Source organism: Myxococcus sp. CA005, assembly GCF_006518205.1.
GTDB lineage: Bacteria > Myxococcota > Myxococcia > Myxococcales > Myxococcaceae > Myxococcus > Myxococcus xanthus.
The window spans coordinates 31,234-48,624 of record NZ_SRLV01000008.1 but is presented as its reverse complement, the minus strand read 5'-3'; the positions used below and the strand labels follow the sequence as shown (position 1 = coordinate 48,624).

At 68.7% G+C, this 17,391-nt stretch carries 16 protein-coding genes and 2 tRNA genes; 3 read left to right on the top strand and 15 right to left on the bottom strand.

All coding sequences use genetic code 11. The features are described 5' to 3' along the window. Positions 1-13: 13 nt before the first annotated feature. The 8 genes from rfbC to FMQ63_RS05230 all read right to left on the bottom strand — a co-directional run bounded on the left by rfbC (position 14) and on the right by FMQ63_RS05230 (position 9,314). On the bottom strand, positions 14-3,841 hold the full coding sequence (rfbC, locus tag FMQ63_RS05265; protein ID WP_011554616.1) for an O-antigen biosynthesis protein RfbC: 3,828 nt from the start codon (positions 3,839-3,841) through the stop codon (positions 14-16). Between the two features lie 41 nt (positions 3,842-3,882). Then, positions 3,883-5,196 carry an ABC transporter ATP-binding protein gene (locus tag FMQ63_RS05260; protein ID WP_011554617.1) on the bottom strand — a complete coding sequence of 438 codons (1,314 nt, stop codon included), beginning with the start codon at positions 5,194-5,196 and terminating at the stop codon, positions 3,883-3,885. An 8-nt stretch (positions 5,197-5,204) separates the two neighbouring features. Then, a complete protein-coding gene (locus tag FMQ63_RS05255; protein WP_011554618.1) occupies positions 5,205-5,987 on the bottom strand; it encodes an ABC transporter permease in 783 nt (260 codons plus the stop codon). Between the two features lie 202 nt (positions 5,988-6,189). Further along, positions 6,190-6,264, bottom strand: a tRNA-Gly gene (locus FMQ63_RS05250). A 51-nt stretch (positions 6,265-6,315) separates the two neighbouring features. After that, positions 6,316-6,390, bottom strand: a tRNA-Gly gene (locus FMQ63_RS05245). 81 nt (positions 6,391-6,471) lie between these two features. Further along, a complete protein-coding gene (pgsA, locus tag FMQ63_RS05240) occupies positions 6,472-7,161 on the bottom strand; it encodes a CDP-diacylglycerol--glycerol-3-phosphate 3-phosphatidyltransferase (RefSeq protein WP_020477889.1) in 690 nt (229 codons plus the stop codon). 13 nt (positions 7,162-7,174) lie between these two features. After that, positions 7,175-8,671: a tetratricopeptide repeat protein gene (locus FMQ63_RS05235; protein WP_011554620.1), complete on the bottom strand. Its 1,497-nt coding sequence runs from the start codon at positions 8,669-8,671 to the stop codon at positions 7,175-7,177. Further along, positions 8,628-9,314 carry a lytic transglycosylase domain-containing protein gene (locus tag FMQ63_RS05230; RefSeq protein ID WP_011554621.1) on the bottom strand — a complete coding sequence of 229 codons (687 nt, stop codon included), beginning with the start codon at positions 9,312-9,314 and terminating at the stop codon, positions 8,628-8,630. Before FMQ63_RS05230 ends, FMQ63_RS05235 begins: the two co-directional genes overlap by 44 nt. Before the next feature lie 87 nt (positions 9,315-9,401). Here FMQ63_RS05230 and nadB point away from each other — a divergent pair, with 87 nt between their 5' ends. The 3 genes from nadB to FMQ63_RS05215 all read left to right on the top strand — a co-directional run bounded on the left by nadB (position 9,402) and on the right by FMQ63_RS05215 (position 12,333). Then, positions 9,402-10,991, top strand: coding sequence for an L-aspartate oxidase (gene nadB, locus FMQ63_RS05225; protein ID WP_011554622.1), 1,590 nt, complete (start codon positions 9,402-9,404; stop codon positions 10,989-10,991). A gap of 93 nt (positions 10,992-11,084) precedes the next feature. Continuing rightward, positions 11,085-11,738 (top strand): rhomboid family intramembrane serine protease, encoded by a 654-nt coding sequence (locus tag FMQ63_RS05220; RefSeq protein WP_011554623.1) that lies wholly within the window; start codon positions 11,085-11,087, stop codon positions 11,736-11,738. A gap of 1 nt (position 11,739) precedes the next feature. Further along, positions 11,740-12,333, top strand: a complete 594-nt coding sequence (locus FMQ63_RS05215; RefSeq protein ID WP_011554624.1) for a TIGR00730 family Rossman fold protein — start codon at positions 11,740-11,742, stop codon at positions 12,331-12,333. 6 nt (positions 12,334-12,339) lie between these two features. Here the strand turns inward: FMQ63_RS05215 and FMQ63_RS05210 are convergent, their stop codons facing one another. The 7 genes from FMQ63_RS05210 to FMQ63_RS05180 form a co-directional block, all read right to left on the bottom strand. Continuing rightward, entirely contained in the window at positions 12,340-12,972 is a 633-nt protein-coding gene (locus tag FMQ63_RS05210) for a hypothetical protein (RefSeq protein ID WP_011554625.1), read from the bottom strand. Continuing rightward, positions 12,969-13,535 carry an orotate phosphoribosyltransferase gene (gene pyrE / locus FMQ63_RS05205; RefSeq protein WP_011554626.1) on the bottom strand — a complete coding sequence of 189 codons (567 nt, stop codon included), beginning with the start codon at positions 13,533-13,535 and terminating at the stop codon, positions 12,969-12,971. The genes FMQ63_RS05210 and pyrE overlap by 4 nt, the downstream gene beginning before the upstream one ends. A gap of 3 nt (positions 13,536-13,538) precedes the next feature. Next, entirely contained in the window at positions 13,539-14,975 is a 1,437-nt protein-coding gene (locus FMQ63_RS05200; RefSeq protein WP_225909358.1) for a ParB N-terminal domain-containing protein, read from the bottom strand. A gap of 64 nt (positions 14,976-15,039) precedes the next feature. Then, on the bottom strand, positions 15,040-15,762 hold the full coding sequence (gene bacP / locus FMQ63_RS05195) for a bactofilin BacP (RefSeq protein WP_011554628.1): 723 nt from the start codon (positions 15,760-15,762) through the stop codon (positions 15,040-15,042). A gap of 3 nt (positions 15,763-15,765) precedes the next feature. Further along, positions 15,766-16,146: a bactofilin BacO gene (gene bacO / locus FMQ63_RS05190; RefSeq protein ID WP_011554629.1), complete on the bottom strand. Its 381-nt coding sequence runs from the start codon at positions 16,144-16,146 to the stop codon at positions 15,766-15,768. Then, positions 16,143-16,484 (bottom strand): bactofilin BacN, encoded by a 342-nt coding sequence (bacN, locus tag FMQ63_RS05185; protein ID WP_002636699.1) that lies wholly within the window; start codon positions 16,482-16,484, stop codon positions 16,143-16,145. The genes bacO and bacN overlap by 4 nt, the downstream gene beginning before the upstream one ends. A 55-nt stretch (positions 16,485-16,539) precedes the next feature. Further along, positions 16,540-17,379, bottom strand: a complete 840-nt coding sequence (locus FMQ63_RS05180; protein ID WP_011554630.1) for an alpha/beta hydrolase — start codon at positions 17,377-17,379, stop codon at positions 16,540-16,542. Between the last annotated feature and the right edge of the window lie 12 nt (positions 17,380-17,391).

Genomic DNA, 17,391 nt, shown 5'->3' with positions numbered 1-17,391 from the left:
AGCGCCCCTGTGTTCAGCTGGCGTGTTCCAAGGATGAAGCCCGGTCATCCAGCGTCGCCGCTGGGTGCGCACCTGTGTTCAGCAAGCCCTTCATGACCCGGTCTACCTCGGCCTCCCACGACGTCCGGCTGACCCGCTCCGCGGCATTCGTACCGAGCCGGGCCCGGAGCGCGCCGTTGGAGACGGCGTCGCGAAGCCGGGCCAGTACGCCACTCGGGGTCGGCTCGGCAAGCAGGCAGTTCTCACCGTGCGTCAGCAACCACCGATTGGTGGGATTGTCGTTCGTGACGACCGTGACACCGCAAGCCATCATCTCCAACGGCAGGTACGACGGATGCCGGGTGAACATGAAACACAACCCGACATCACACTCGCGGTAGAGCGCCCCCGTCCGTTCCGCCGGCAACATTCCCAGATTGGTGACAAGCCCCCTGACGCCGTAGGCCTCGGGGTCCCACTCCGCGCCCGCCGCGAGCACCTCGACGGCGGGGCCCAGCTCCCGCTTGAGCTGCGCCAACGCGGCCAACCCCAGCTCGAAGCCGTTGCGCTCATTGCCCGGGCGTCCGTAGAAGAACACACGCACAGGACCCTGGCGCGGTGGCCGGCGCGGATGAAACAAGGTCCCATCCACGGCGGGCTCGAACCAGGCGCCCTCCATCCCATGCAGGCCCACGACGTGTTCGTAGAGCCCGGGCGTGTTGAAGATGCCGTAGAAGCCCAGGCCATACGTCTGCTCGGCCAGCGCGGAGGGGGTGCCCGCCGCATGGAACAGCGGTTCGTAATCCTGGACGAAGTAGCCGCGAAGGCCCGCCCGCGGGTGGTGCAGCACGCGATAGGCGGAGGTCCACGCGGTGGCCAGCGCCAGATCGCATGCGGGCAGGAGCGCCACGTCCTCTGGCCGACGCAGCACGCGCACCGCCCCGACCGCGCCCGGGCAGATGGCCGCCACGCGGGCCTCGATGTCACCGGGCCTCACGTTCGGCTGGTCGTAGATGACGAAGTCGCTGCGCACGCCGTGGCGGCGCTGCATCAGGTCCGCGAAGCGGAAGATGGTGTGGATGCCCGCGTAGACATGGCCGAAGGCGGGAACGAACCAGGTTGCCGTCTCCACCCGCCCCTTCGCGCGCAGCGCCGCCAGCGCCGCCGGCGCCGACTCGCGCGAGGTCTGGGCCTGTTCGGGCGTGAAGTCCCACGCCTCCAGGTGCTCGATGAGGTGCCGCTGTGCCCGCGCACGCTGCTCGCCCCGGACATCCCGCGCGCTCGGAACGTCGCGCCCCAGCGTCCGGACCGCCAGTTGCTCGCCATCCTCCGGATGTCGGCGGAGGCCGCAGTCCGTGGCCGTCAGCGTGAGGTGCGGGTTGTAGTAGGGGTCGCCCTTCGGCCCCAGCCACGGCCGGTAGGCAGCATAGGACAGCCAGTAGTCCGCTTCGGGAATGGCGTCCGCACGCCGGCTGGCCGACTCATGATGAATGAGCCGCGTCTGCGCCGTGCACACCACGCGGAGGCCCTGGGCATTCAGCCGCAGGCCCAGCTCCACGTCACTGCCACACACCTGGAAACGCTCGTCGAAGCCCCCCAGCGACTCGAAGACCTCGCGGCGGAGGATGACGCACGCGCTGGTGACGGACAGCCAGTTCCGCGTCCATTCGGTGTGCCCGAACGGAGTGGAGATGGGCCCCTCCGGCAGCCGCCAGAAAGGATGTCCCGCGAAGCCCGTCATCCCCACCACGACGCCCGCATGCTGCACGGTGCCCTCGGGGAAGAGCAGCTTGCACCCCACCGCGCCCACCTCGGGCCGCTGGGCCTGGGAGACCAGCTCATCCAGCCAGGAGGGGTCCACCACCTCCATGTCGTTGTTGAGGAAGAGCAGCAGCTCCCCGGAGGCCTGCTTCGCGGCCCAGTTGTTGATGGCCGGGTAGTTGAAGGGGTGGTCCCACGTCAGCTTCACCAGCCGCGGGTCCACCCACTGCTCCAGCAGCGCGAATGTCTCTGGCCGGGTGCTGTTGTTGGAGACGAGCAACACCTCGAAATGGGGGTAGCGGGTCTGCGCCAGGAGGCTGTCCACCAGCGTGCGCAGCAGGTCCGGGCGGTCCTTGAACGGGACGATGATGGAGACCTTCGGCGTGCCCCGCACCGGATAGCGGACCCGGTACTGAATGGGCGCCGGGCTCGTCACCTCCGCGGACTCCCCCTGGCGCGCCAGGTGCTCCGACAGCGCCCGCACGCCCGCCTTCGTCGCCGTGTCCAGCCCAGCGCCCCGGCTGGCCGAAGCCGCCGACCCCTCACGTGCGTGGTACAGCGGCTCCGTGATGTGACCAATGGACGAGGTGGCCTCGCTCAGCCGTAGCATCAGGTCATGGCCCTGAGCGCCATCGAAGCCCTCTCGCAGACCGCCCACCTGCGCCAGCGTCTCGCGACGGACCACCAGGAAGTGACGGACGTAGTCCACGGAGCGCAACAGGTCGGGCGACCAGTCCGGCTTGAAGAACGGCGCGGAGCGGTGGCCCTGCGCGTCCAAGCCGTCCTCGTCCGTGTAGAGGAGCGCGAGCTCGGGCTGCGCCAGGAACGCCAGCGCCACCTCGGCCAGTGCATGCGGTGAGAGCGTGTCCTCGGCGCCCAGGAACCCCACGAAGTCCCCACGGCACGCCGCGAACCCTTCGTTGGTGGCCCGGGCCGTGTCCCCTTCGGATGACGCGGTGAGGACGCGGATGCGAGACTCCCGCTCCGCCGCTTCCCGGAGGATGCGCGCCAGGTGCGGCGCGGTGCTGGCGTCATCCACCAGGAGCCATTCCCAGTCGGCGTACACCTGAGAGCTCACCGAGGCGAGGCACTCACGAAGGAAGGCTTCCGAGGCATCGTGGACCGGCGTGACCAGCGAGATGAGCGGGCGCCGCGACAGCCGCGCGACGGCTTCCTGTGCCGCGGTGACACGCGCCGGCTCCCGCGCCGCGCACCAGGCGGGGTAGTCCGCCAGCGACGGCGGCTGTGGCGGTGCCGTCCGCGTGCCCAGGAGGTTGGCGAGCGCGAGCACCGACTCGGCATTGAAACGGGACTGCCGCCGCAGCACCTCGCCCCACAGTGGCTGGGTGACGCGGAGGGCGCCGGGCAGGGTCCGGCCCGCCAGCGGCTCGCGCAGCGCTTCGACGTCCGCGACATGGCGGCGGGCCTCGGCTTCTCCTGGCGCCTGGGCACCCGCCGCCGCGCGGATGGCCTCCACCATGGCCAGGTTCCACCGGGCCTGCCCCTGAAGCACGGCCTCCAGCACGGGCCCCAACGTGTAGAGGTAGCCCCGCTTGGCGAAGCCCACCAGCGCTCCCGCCACGCGGCCGCGATGCGACCCCACCACCCACCGGGTGGGCACCGCCAGCGGCTCCAGTTGAGCGACGGCCCAGGAGGACACGTCATCGCGCAGGCCCAGGGCCCGATGCACCGTCAGGTACTCCAGCACCCGCACGAGCGCGCGGTTGAAGTTCCCCTGAGGCCGAAGCATCTCGACGTGGAACGGCTCCAACCCGTTGACGAAGGCACGCTTGGCGGACGTCACCAGCGTGCCCCCACGCGCCCGATGAGACGCCGGGATGGAGAACGCAGCCGGGTCCGCCAGCCTCGCGGCTTCCTGGAGAGAGGACATGCCCTGGCCGCCGTCGGGGAGCGCGCGGTGGAGGTGCTCCGTCGCCAGGCGCAGCGCGCCTTCCAGGGCGCTGCGCTCATCACACTGTTCGGGCGCGCACGGCTGACGCTCCTCCAGCACCTTCCGGAGGACAGCCACCATCTGCGCGAAATCTCCCGGCCCCGGCGCCGCCACGTGCCCCTGCGTCACATCAGCCCACTTCTGCCACATGACTCACCCTTCGCCCTGGGTACCGGCGCGCTCCTGAACCTTCATCCCACCTCCACACGCGGAGACGTGCCCGGCTCGAATGGGACGCCCGCCTGGGAGTTGGCACCCGGCTCCACCAACCACCGGTGAGGAGGACGAAACACCCCCTCCTCCTCGGTCGCCGACACCACCCGGAACGCACAGCGCCCGGACGACTCACCCTTCGAGGCCCGAGCCGACACCACCAGGGAGTAGTCGCCCCCCAGCGCCCCCAGGCGCTCGACCACGAAACGAAGCACGCCCGGGTTCGGCATCCGAGAGAGCACCACCGCCTCACTGCGGGTGCTCGTCTCATACAGGGTGCGTCCGTCCGCGGCCTGCAGTCGCACGTGGAAGTCCACGTCCTCACACGGCCCTTCCACGGAGAAATCCGCACGGACCTCCAGGCCCTCCTCCGGCGACAGGACTTCCAGGGACTCTCCCCGAGCATCCAACAACTGCACCCGGTGGATGCGGACGGGCCCTTCGGCGGGCAGCGATTCGGAGGGGACTTGCGGCAGCGCACCGCCCCCTTCCGTGAGCGCCGGAGGCGTGAAGGCGGCGGACTGCGCCTCCGCCAGGGAAATGGCCTCACGGTACTCGGCGGTGACCTCCGAGGGCTTGCCCACGCGGCGGACGTAGCCACCATCAATCCACGCAGCCAGGTCGCACCAGCGCTCCACGGTGCCCAGCTCGTGCGTCACCAGGACGATGGTCTTCCCCTGACGCTTGAAGTCCATCATCTTGGCGAGGCTCTTCTTGCTGAAGTGCTCGTCCCCGACGGCGAGGATTTCGTCGATGATGAGGATGTCCGGGTCCACGTGCGTGGCCACCGCGAACGCCAGGCGCATGTACATGCCACTGGAGTAGGTGCGCACCGGCTCGTCGATGAACTCGCCCAGCTCACTGAAGGCGATGATTTCATCCATCCGGGCCCGGACCTCGGCGCGCGTCATGCCCAGGATGATGCCGTTGATGAGGATGTTCTCCCGTCCGGAGAAGTCCGGATGGAAGCCAGCGCCCAGGTCCAGCAAGGCGGAGATGCGACCGTTGATCTGCAAGTCGCCGGAGGTGGGCGTGTAGATGCCGGTGATGAGCTTGAGCAGCGTGCTCTTCCCCGAGCCGTTCCGCCCGATGATGCCCACCGTCTTACCCTTGGGGATGGTGAGATTGATGCCGCGCAGCGCGGTGATGAGGCTGGCATCACGCGACTGGCGCTTGCCGCGCAGCCAGCGAAGCAGCTCGGATTTGAAGGTCGTGTACTCGCCCCGGATGGTCCGCTTCCGGAAGCTCTTCACGACGTCCTTCAGGATGATGGCGTCCATGGATTCAGGCATGCCGACGCTCAGATGGACTCCGCGAACTCTTCGCGGCGGGATTCGAAGATGGACGAGGCGGCCCACAGCAGCACCACGGAGACGGCCGCCAGCGCCATCAAGGGCTCTGCGTCCGGAAGCCGGTGCTCGTAGAAGATGGCCTGGTACGACGTCATCAGGCTGACCATGGGATTGAGGGCCAGCATCAACGAGCGGGCGCTCTCATCCTGGATGGTGGAGAGCGGATACAGCACCGGCGTGGCGAAGAACCACAGCGTCAGCAGGTTGCTGACGATGTGCTGCAGGTCCCGGAATGTCACGTTGATGGCCGCCAGGATGTAGGTCAGCGCCAGCGTGAAGGTGAGCTGGATGAGCACCACCACCGGGAACAACACCACGTGCCAGGTTGGCCACTGTCCGTACGCCATGCCCAGCACCAGCATCAGCGGAAGCGACAAGACGAAGTTACAGAGGTTCGTCACCACCACCGACGTGGGCAGCACCTGGGCCGGGAAGCGGACCTTGGTCAGCAAGTCCCGTCGGTCGCTGATCGCGCTGGCCCCGCCGCCGACCGACGTGGAGAACCAGATCCACGGCAGCAGGCCCACGAACATGAAGAACGGGAAGTTGGGGATGTTCTGCCGCATCACCACGGTGAACAGCAGCACGTACACCAGCATGTGGAGCGTCGGATTCAGGAACGTCCACAGGAAGCCGAGGAACGAGCCGCGATAACGCGCCTTCAGTTCCCGCTGGACGAGGCTGATGAGCAAGCCCCGGTACTGATACAGTTCACGGACGAGCCGAATCATGAGGGGGCCTTCTATAGCAGGGCCGCTTGCTGTTGCGAGGACGCCCGGCGCCCCCGGCCCCACTCTGCTGACGCCCTCGGACGGCTGCTCATTTGAAGAGCAAGCCATCAACCGAGCGAATGTCCGGCCCTGGCTCCAGCGCCTGAGCAACCAGGACACCGGAAAAACAAAAGGCCCCCTGGCTTCCCAGAGGGCCTCAATTTGGAGCGGGAAAAGGGATTTGAACCCTCGACCCTCGCCTTGGCAAGGCGATGCTCTACCGCTGAGCTATTCCCGCGTCAGACCCTGCAAACTAAAAGGCCCTCTGGGTTTCCAGAGGGCCCGATTTTGGAGCGGGAAAAGGGATTTGAACCCTCGACCCTCGCCTTGGCAAGGCGATGCTCTACCGCTGAGCTATTCCCGCATCAGGTGCTACGCTTCCGTCACCGTCGTGTGACCGCCGGGCCGGAAGTGAGGTGGGGTATACAGAGCCCTTCCGGACCCGTCAAACACTTTTCGCGGGGTCGGGCTCCCCCCCACGCTTCGCCAACATGGCCAGGAACGCCCGGAAGTAGACCACCGCGCTCCACACCGAGAAGGCACCAGACAGGTAGACGAGCACCTGGCCCACCAGGTTGTAGTCCACCGGCACGGAGAAGGTGCCGAACTCCAGTGGATGCACGTAGTGGACGCAGAGCGAGATGATGCCCACCAGTTGGAGGGACGTCTTCCACTTCCCCTCCTGGCCCGCGGCGATGACCATGCCCTCGCTGGCGGCGATGGTGCGCAGCCCGCTGACGATGAGCTCCCGCGCCAGCAGGACGATGACGACCCACGCGGCGATGCGCCCCAGCCGCACCATCATCACCAGGGCCGCCATGGCGATGAGCTTGTCGGCCAGCGGGTCCATGAACTTGCCGACCACGGTGATGAGGTTCCACTTCCGCGCGAGGTAGCCATCAACCACGTCAGTGATGGCGGCCACCGCGAAGACGAGCCCCGCCAGCAGCGAGTTGAGGGGGTCCGCGTCGTAGGTCAGCCACACGAAGAGCGGAATGATGAGGATGCGCCCCAACGTGAGCATGTTGGGCAGGTTCCAGAACTCCTGCACCAACACGCTGGGCTTGCGCGCCGCGCGCTTCCGGGCGCGCTCCTCTCGCTTCCGCTGTTTCCGCGCCGCTCGGTCCGTGGCCATGGCAGGGGCCCTTCTAGCGGACACCGAGGGCGATGAGGGCAAAACCTTCACCGCCCAGCTCCACCGCCGCCCGAAGCGGCTCCCCAGAGGGGGACTTGAGCACGGGCACCATGCGCGGCGTGAGGTTCCCCTGCCAGCCCACCAGGTGCGTCAGCGGCACCGTCACCGGCTGCTCCTGGTGCACCGCCACCGCGCGCAGCGGCCCCGGGAGGCTCAAGAGCACCTGGCCCTGCCCTCGCAGGTGCACCAGGTCCAGGTCCGGCGCGATGTCCGACGGAACCCGCCCGTTCTCGAACATGACCGGCTCCTCGAAGGCGAACACGCACTCGTCGCGGAAGTACGCGGAGTCCTCGCCCAGGTCCACCGCCAGGAAAGTACGGGTCGCGGCCGGCTCCAGGTAGAGCACGCCCTGCCCCCGGGCACGCACCATCCGCGCCGCCCCTTCCCCGAACGACTTGTCCGTGGCCCGGCCCCGGAACCGCTTCATCTCCGGCTGGAAGGAGAGCTGCCCCGCCAGCGCCACCAGGCCATCCAGACGCGTCAGGAGCTCCCCCTCCACCGCCACGGTGTAGCAGCCCGGCCCCGCGCAGAAGGGCCGCGACGCCTCCGCGCCGGGAAGGACGACCGAGCCGGCGAGTTCGGCCAGCGACGACCGCCCGCCGTCCCGAACGGGTGAGGACTCCGGCGCCGGAGACGTGGGCGCCAGCGACGTCGCGGGCACCTTGCGCAGATGCAACCGCGTCAGGGGCACGGGCGCCAGCGGCACGCTCGTGGCCACCGTGTCGGCGGTCTCTTCGAAGGCCGACTCGGGAGGCGCCTCCCGCGCCACGCCAATGTCAGCCGCGGCGTCCGTCGCCTCGGACGCCGAGGCGCCGGACAGGGCACTGGGGCCCTCGTCTTCGGCGAAGCGAATCTCCTCTTCTTCCTCCGGTTCGGCGGCGGGCGGCGGCGGCTCGGCGACAAGGGGCTCCACCGGCGCGCTTCGGAGCGGCGGCACGGCGGCGGAGGCCGGCTTCGCGTAGCTCTCCCCCGCGATGGCGCGAGACATCTTCTCCGCCATGACGTCACTGCCGGCGAGCAGGAAGTGCTCGCGAGCGCGGCCGTACTCGCCCATCTGCGCCAGGGTGAGGCCCAGGTAGTTCTGGGCCTTCTGGTGCTCGGGGGCCAGGTCAGTGGCCGTCTCGAACTCGCGCGCCGCGCGCTGGAGCGCGGACGTCTTCAGGTACACCAGTCCCAGGTTGACCCGCAGTGTCGGGTCCACCGGGTTGTCGCGCACCAGCATCTCGTACAGCTCGGCCGCCCTGTCGTACAGGCCAAGCTTGAAGTAGCAGAGGCCCAGCAGGTTCTGCGCCTTCTCCATGCGGGGATGGAGCTGGTGGGCACGCTCCAGGAACGGCTGAGCCTCGTGGACCCTGCCTGCGGCCAACAGCTCGCCACCGCGGGAGAGCTGCTGGAGGAACTCATCATCAGCGGGGCTCGTCTCCCCCCGCCCCTTCGCGCGCGTCGTCATTCTGGGATGTGGGCTCGCTGGGGCCGCTCGAGACGGCCGCCTCGCGCTCCTTGTAGTGGTAGTAGAGCTTGAGCACCTTGCGCACGTACCCCTGCGTCTCTTCGTAGGGGGGCACCTTGCCACCGTAGCGCTTCACCGCTTCGGGGCCGGCGTTGTACGCGGCAACCATCTTCACCATGTCGCCGTCGAACATGTTGGCGAGCACGCGCAGGTAGCGCACGCCGCCCTCGATGTTGTCGCGCTCGTTGAAGATGTCCTTCACGTACATGTCCGTCGCCGTGGCCGGCATGAGCTGCATCAGCCCGCTGGCGCCCTTGTGGCTGAGCGCGTTGGGGTTGAAGTTGCTCTCGGTGTGCATGACGGCGCGCACGAGCGCCGGCGGGATGCGGTAGCGCAGCGCCGCGGCGGTGATGTGCGGATCCAACTCCGGCGGGGTCCGCTTGCGGCCCACCACCGGCGTGTTCTTCGCGGGGGCCTTGGTGAACGTGCCCTTCAGCGTCTTGGCCCGCTTGCTGCCCGAGGGCTGCACGTTCGTATAGATGATGGTGCCGTCCTTCTCGACGTACCGGTAGATGGCATCCGCCCCCGCCGACAAGGGCAGGGCCAGCACGGCGACGGAGAGGAACGCGGAATAGGCACGCATATCGGCCCACGAACCTTAGACATCCGCGGGAAAGTCCTCAAGAAAACGCCTTGTTTCCAGCACTTACAGTCGTTAAGGCTGCTCACCATGCCCCATCGGTTCGATTTCCTCGTCCTGGGAGGCGGCGTGGCGGGTCTTTCGTTCGCCCTCCAGGCGGCCCGCCATGGCACGGTGGCCATCCTCACCAAGCGCGACCGTTTCGAAAGCAACACGGCCTATGCCCAGGGCGGCATCGCCAGCGTGCTCGCGCCCCCTGACACCTTCGAGTCCCACATCGAGGACACGCTGGTGGCGGGTGCGGGGCTGTGCCACCGCGACGCGGTGGAAGTCACGGTGAAGGAAGGCCCCAGCCGCGTGCAGGAGCTGGCGGACCTGGGCGCGGAGTTCAACCGCCGCATCACCGGCGAATTCGACCTCACCCGCGAGGGTGGCCACTCCGCGCGCCGCATCATCCATTCGGGCGACATCACCGGCCGCGAGGTGCAGCGCGCGCTGCTCGCCGCGTGTGACGAAGCCCCCAACATCACCTTCTTCCCGCAGACGGCCGCCATCGACCTCATCCAGGACCGGCGCGTCCCCTCCCCTGGGGTCAGCCGCTGTCTGGGGGTCTACGCCCTGCTGGAAGACGGCGTCATCGAGCGCTTCCTGGCCAAGGTGACGGTGCTGGCCACCGGCGGCGCTGGCAAGGTGTACCTCTACACATCCAACCCGGACGTGGCGACGGGTGACGGCGTGGCCATGGCGTACCGGGCGGGCGCGAAGGTGGCGAACATGGAGTTCTACCAGTTCCACCCCACGTGCCTTTACCACCCGGAGGCCAAGAGCTTCCTCATCAGTGAGGCGCTGCGCGGCGAGGGCGGCAAGCTGAAGCTCAAGAGCGGCGCGTCCTTCATGGAGCGCTACCACCCCATGGGCGCGCTCGCGCCGCGTGACGTGGTGGCGCGTGCCATCGACGCGGAGATGAAGCGCACGGGCGACGACTGCGTCTACCTGGACATGACGCACCTGGGACGCGCCTTCCTCGCCGAGCGCTTCCCCAACATCTACGCCACCTGCAAGGCGTTCAACATCGACATGGCGGTGCAGCCCATCCCCGTCGTCCCGGCGGCCCACTACATGTGCGGCGGCGTGGTGACGGACCTGGAGGGACGCACCAACGTGCCCAGCCTGTACGCCATCGGAGAAGTCACCTGTACGGGCCTGCACGGCGCCAACCGGCTCGCGTCCAACTCGCTGCTGGAAGGGCTCGTCTTCGGCCACCGCGCCGTGCAGGTGGCCGCCGAAGAAGTGCGCGCCCAGCCCTCTCCCTCCGAGGACCCGCCGCCCTGGGATTCGGGCAGCGCGGTGGAGTCGGATGAGAGCGTCGTCGTCACCCACAACTGGGACGAGATTCGCAGGCTCATGTGGAACTACGTCGGCATTGTCCGCACGGACAAGCGGCTGATGCGCGCGCGGCGCCGGCTGGAACTGCTGCGCGAGGAGATTCGCGACTACTACTGGCGCTTCAAGGTGACTCGCGACGTCATCGAGCTGCGGAACATCGCCGACGTCGCCTACCTCATCGTCGACTGCGCCAGCCGCCGCAAGGAGAGCCGCGGCCTCCACTACACGCTGGACTACCCGCACCCGGACGACCACCGCTGGTTGCGGGACACCGTCGTGTCCAGGGAGCCGTGAGCCCGAATGTCTTCCCGTCCACGACGCATTCTCGATGCACCCTCCTCCGCCTCGGGCGGTGAAGGCACCGGCGCGCAGCCCCCTGGCTCACCCATGCCAGGCCCACCGCAGCCGCGCCCCTGGGTGTGCTACGCAATCATCGCCTGCGCGGTGTCGCTCTTCCTGGCGGAGCAGGTCCTGCCCATCTCCCAGGTGGTCCGGAGCGAGCACGGGCGGATGCAGATTCCGCCCCTGGGCCTGTACGGCCCCTTCGTGCAGGCGGGCCAGTACTGGCGGCTGCTAGGCGCGGTGCTGGAGCACGGCAGTCCCCTCCACCTCCTCTTCAACATGTCCGTGGTGGTGACGCTCGGCTTCACGCTGGAGCGAGGCATCGGCAGCCTGCGCTTCTTCGGACTGTCGCTGGTGACGGCACTGGGCGCGTCCACCTTCTCACTCATCTTCGACTTCGACGTGCCCACGGTGGGCGCGTCCGGAATGATTCTCGGCTGGGCGGGGGCCATGCTGCCCGTCGCCACACGCGAGGGCCGCCGGGACTTGTTCATCTGGCTGGCGCAGGTGGCGGTCCTCAGCCTGCTCCCCTTCGTGAGCTGGGCGGGGCATCTGGGCGGCTTCCTCTTCGGCCTGCCTTGCGGATTGGCCCTGCGCATGGGGCGGCAGGTCTATGCGCGCGCCCTGCCCATCCTTCTTTTTCTCTCGCTGGTGGTGGCGCTCTACGCAGCCCACCCCGAGCGGCGTGGAGGCTTTTGACATGGAAGTGCGAAGTGTCTGTGTGTTCTGCGGCTCCCGGCCCGGCGCGCGTCCGGAGTACATGGACGCCGCCACACGCATGGGCGCCGAGTTGGCGCGGCGAGGACTGACGCTCGTCTACGGCGGCGCAAGCGTGGGGCTCATGGGCGCGGTGGCGGACGGCGCGCTGGCCGCTGGTGGCAACGTCGTGGGCGTGCTGCCTGGCTTCCTTGGCGCCAAGGAACTGGCCCACCGGGGCCTCACGGAGCTGCACTCCGTCGGCTCCATGCACGAGCGCAAGGCGCTGATGGCGGAGCGCTCGGATGCGTTCATCGCCCTGCCCGGAGGCTTTGGAACGCTGGACGAGCTCTTCGAAATCGTGACCTGGGCCCAGCTCGGCCTGCACCGCAAGCCCATGGGACTGCTGGACACGCGCGGCTTCTTCCAGCCATTGCTGGCCATGGCGCGGCATCACGCGGAGGAAGGCTTCGTCCCCCTGGAGCAGGCCGTGCCCTTCGCCGTGAGCGCGTCGCCCACGGCCCTGGTGGACCGGCTGCTGGCGGGCCCGACGATGCCCCCCGCCGAGAAGTGGCTGAAGCGCTCTAGCCAGACGTGAGCTGCGCTACTGCGCGCTCACCTGCATGTCCGCCTTGCCCAACGACGAGGCCATGCGGAACGTCACCGTCTCCGTGCCGGGCGGAATGACGGGGCTCCCATCAGACATCTGCGTGGGGAACTGAATCTCCCACCCCACCCAGAAAATCGACGTGTACGGGTAGTACGCCCGCGTCTGCATGTTCACCCGGCCCAGCCGGCGGATGCGCGAGGGCGTCACCTCGCCAGCGGGCGTCACCAGCGCCAGGCGCCAGATGGAGTGCTTGTAGTCGAAGTCGGCGTAGACGAAGTCGTTGAAGTGCACGCCCAGGAAGAACTCGTGGGCCTGCGCGGCCTTCGCCTGCTCCTCGGCGAGCATCTGCTCCACCTTCACCGTGGGCAGTTGCTGGAAGGCGGCTTGGCGATGCACGCGCGCCTCGCGGAAGGACAGCGTCTGCAGCGTCACGCCCGCGAACACGCGCGTGTCGAAGCCGTCGTAGATTTCCTTCTGTCCCGTGTAGCGCGCGAGAATCTTCCGGTAGGAATGCTCCGCGTGCTCGTCCGGCAGCGACGGCGGCGGATCACTGATGGCGGTGGGCGGCGTGGTGACACAGCCCGCGAGCAGCCCCAGCAGCGCCGCGGTGAGAAACGGACGCCTCACGGAATGAAGTCCTTGCGGGTGAAGAGCGTGTGGAGCCGGTGACCCGAGGCCTCCACGGCTTCACGCCCACCCTCCAACCGGTCCACCAGCGCGAAGGCGCCCAGCACCTTCAGGCCCTCCAACTGGGCCCGCTCGATGGCCTTCAGCGTGGAGGCTCCCGTCGTGACGACGTCCTCCACGATGGCCACCGCCGCGCCCTGCCCCAGCCCGCTCAGGCCTTCAATCCACTGCCCCGTGCCGTGCCCCTTGGGCTCCTTGCGCACGATGAAGGCCGCCAGCGGCGTGCCGGACAGGTAGCCAGTGAGGCTCACCGCGGACGCCAGCGGGTCGGCACCCAGCGTCAGTCCGCCCACGCCCACGGCCTCCGGGGCCTCGCGCCGGATGGCATCCAGGAACAGCCGGCCAATGAGAAAGTGGCCCTCGGCCAGCAGCGCCGTGCGCTTGCAGTCGATGTAGAAGTCCGACTCCTTGCCGGACGAGAGCACCACGCGGCGCTGCTCGAAGGAGCGCTCGGTGAGCAGCTCCAACAGCCGGGCACGGTCGCGCACGAGAGGTTCCGCCATGGCTTACAGCCCCTCCAGATAGGTGACCAGCTCGGACGAGTAGCGGAGCTGCATCAGGAGCTCCGCCTTGCGCGACTCATCCAGCGCGGCGAACACGTCCGCCAGCAGCGAGAGGTCTTGATTGATGGCCCCAAGCCGCTGCGCCACTTCCTGCGCCAGCTCGTCGGCGTCAATCTCCTCTTCGACGCCCTCCGGCGCCAGTGTGTCCTCAGTGGCGAGCGCCTTCTCCAGCATGTCGCGCACGGCCGCGCTCAAGCGCCCCTGCGCCTCGAGCTCGTCGCGCTTCGCCTCCAGGACTTCCGGGCCCACCGGCGTGGCGTGAATCGCCTCCGCCAGCGACATCACCAGCGCGTCCTCGTCCGAGAGCCGCAAGTGGATCCGCGCCTGCACGGCGTCCCGCTTGAGGAAGCGCAGCGCAGCGACCCGCCGGAAGCCACAGACGAGTTGGTAGCGGTCTTCCCCCGCCGGGCGGACGTCCACCGGGAACAACTGCCCCAGCCGCGCGATGTCCGTGGCCAGCCCCGACACGTCGCCTTCCGGGCGAAGCTTGAACGCGCTTTCGTCCTGCAGCTTCTCCAGCGGCAGGAGCACCGTCGTCACCCGGCCCGAAAGCCGCTGCTCGGGTTCGGGGAGGACGTCCTCCCGCGACGCCTCGTCAGAGTCGCCGGATTTGTCCCCGTCGGCCTCCCCCGTCCAGAACGCGCCTTGCGGGCGCTCGTCCAGCCCGGGCGTGACACGGGCCTCGCCGTCGGAGGGGGACTGCTCGGCGCGCGCCTCCTCGTTGGCGACGGACCTGCCTCCCGATTCGCTTCCGTCCTGCCCGTGGGAATCACTCACGGCCTGGTGCTCGCCCTGCGCATGAGACGCATCCTTGGCAGGTGGCTCTGCCTGCCCCTGGGACGTGGTGCCCTCGGCCTGCAGTCCACCTTCCTGCGAACCTGCCTGGTCCTTCGAACCTTCGCTTCCGGAGGCGTCCGCGGAGCCCGGCGCTTCCCCGCCCGCGTTGTGCGGCCGTTCGCCCTCACCCTGAGTGTCGCCACTGGCGACAGGAGGCTCACCGCCCTGCCCCTGTGCAGAGCCGGCGTTCTGGGGCTCGCCTTGTTCCGAAGGCGTGTCCTCGGCGCGCTGCGCAACGCCCTGCTCGGAAGGCTTGCCCTCGGCTCGCTGCTCCGAACCTTCGGCGGCAGGCGTGCCCTCAGCTCGCTGTTCTGAACCTTCGGCGGGGGGCGTGCCCTCGGCTCGGTGCTCACCACCGGACTCCGGTGACGCGTCCTCGCGCCTGTGCTCGCCCTGCGGCCCCGAGGGGCCCCCCGAAGCGTGCAGCTCGGCGCTCACGGCACCGCCCTGGCCGCCGTCCTGCCCGGACGGCGCCTGCGAGCCACCTTCGGGCCCAGCACCCGCCGTCCCATCCTGTCCATCAACCCTGTGCTCGGCGTCCATGGTGGCACCCCTGAAAAGCCCACGCGCCCGCACCGCCAACGACTGGCGGCGCGGGCGGTGCGCGCTAGCGGGTCTTCTTCTTCACCACGACCTTCTTCTTCGCGCCAGCACCCACCAGGACTGGCGTTGGCGGCTCAGCAGAGCCCGCCTGCCCAGCCTGCGGCTCCGCCCGCTCCACGCGGGTCGGCGGAGGCGGCGGCAGCGGCTTGCTTCCCAGGCCACCCAACCCCGGACGGGTGATGGGCGCCGAGGGGCGCGTCACCGCGGGAGGCGCCGAGGGGCGCGCGGGCGGAGGAGGAGGCGTGGGCCGCGACGGCGGCGGAGGAGGCATGGGCCGTGCGGCCGGAATCGTCGGACGCGCGGGTGTCGCCGTGGGACGGGTCACCGCCGTGGGGCGGACCACCGCGGGGCGCTCGGCCGGCAGACGTCCCGGCTCCACGTCCCCCATGTCCACGCGGCCACGGAAGCTGGCCCCGTCGACGATGATGACGCGCGGGGCGCGGATGTCGCCCACCATGCGGCCTTCGCGGGTGAGCTCCACGCTCTCGGTGGCGTTGATGTTGCCCACCACCACGCCGCTGACGATGGCGTTCTTCACCGCCACGTTGGCCTTCACCACGCCCGAAGGCTCCACGATGAGGGTGCGGCTGAGCGTCAGCTCACCCTCGACGCGCCCTCGGACCGTGAGGTCCTCGTCGCCCGTCAACCGGCCGCTGATGAGGATGGAAGGCCCCACCACGGTGTTGTCGACGTTGCTGCTCGCTGAGAGCTCCTTCGCGGTGGCCACGAATCAGCGCTCCTTCATGTCCATGTCGACGTTGCCCTTGAAGGAGGCACCGTCGGCGATGAGGATTCGAGGCGCCTTGATGTCTCCCACCACGCGGCAGTCCGTCTTCAGCTCCACCTTGTCGCTGGCGACGATGTTGCCCGTGACGCGACCGGCGATCTCCACGTTCTGCGTCTCGATGTCGGCCTCGACGACGCCGCTGCCCTCCACGTAGAGGCTTTCCTTGAGGGAAATCTTCCCCTTCACGGTGCCCTGGATGACCAGGTCCTCGTCGCCGGAGATTTCCCCGTCGATGACGATGCTCGAGCCAATGACCGTATTCGCCATGAGTGTTGTCCGCCTCTCGAAAGGTGTGTGCCGTGCCGTGCGCGGCGTGAAGCTCAAATGTCGTCAGGAAGCCGTACGTCCATCTCGATGGAGCCGTTGAACACAGCCCCGTCCTCGATGACGACGCGAGGTGCCTTGATGTCGCCGGCCACCTTGGCCGAGGCGTTGATGGCCACGCGCGACGAGGCGTCGATGTTGCCGCTGGCCTCGCCGTTGATGGTCAACTCCTCGGCGCGGATGTCCGCCTGCACCTTGCCGGTGCTCTCGATGGTGAGGTGGTTCTTCAGGGCAATCTGCCCCTCCACACGTCCCTCGATCACCAGGTCCCCACCTCCCGTGAGGTTGCCCTTGATGACGATGCCCTTGCCGATGATGCCCGTTTCACCCGTTGCCATGCGGTGACCTCACCCAGCGCCAGCTCCTCCCTAGGAGCCGGGCGACCTGATTATGTCAGAGATGCGCGGAGATCCAGCCGGAGATATCCCGGAATACCTCCGCACGGCCCACCTCGTTGAGCGGCTCATGCCGCATTCCGGGGTACTCCTTGAACTTCTTGTCCGGCGACCCCGCCCGCTCGAAGTACTCCCGCGCCGCCGCCGGAGCGGCCACCCCATCCTCCGCGCCACACAGGACGAACAGCGGCACTTGAATCTTCGGCGCCAGCAGCACGGCCTCACCCTGCGCCCGGGTGGATTCGACGAACCACCGTGGCGTGGCGATGGCCTGATGGAGCGGGTCCTCCCGGGTGGCCCGCTGCACGTCGGTGTCATGGGTGAGGTCCTCCACCTTCAGTCCGGAGGAGATGCTCAGCCATGGCACCAGCTTGCCCACCGCGCGCGCGGCCATCAGCTTCGAGGCCGGAGGGGTGATGGCCAGCTTGAGGTACGGCGCCGACAGCACCAGCCCCGTCAACCCCTCCACCCGCCGGCTGGAAGCCCACGTCGCCGACATCAGGCCGCCGTGGCTGTGCGCCAGCACGAAGGCCTTCTTGCCCTCCGACACCGCGCGCACCCGCTCCCAGAAGACCTCCAGGTCCTCCAGGTAGTCCGGCCACTTCTCACAGTAGGCCCGGCGCCCGTCGGCCTTACCGTGGCCCCGGTAGTCGAAGCCGTGGACCGCGAAGCCGTCCGCCAGCAGTGCGTCCGTCACGAAGCCATAGCGCCCGAAGTGGTCACCATACCCGTGCACCACCGCGACATGCGCGCGAGGCTCGGCGTCTGGAAGGATGGACTTCCAGTACAGTCGTGTCCCGTCCCTGCCGGGAAAGAAGCCCTCGTCGCTACGCGCCATAGGCCCACCAAC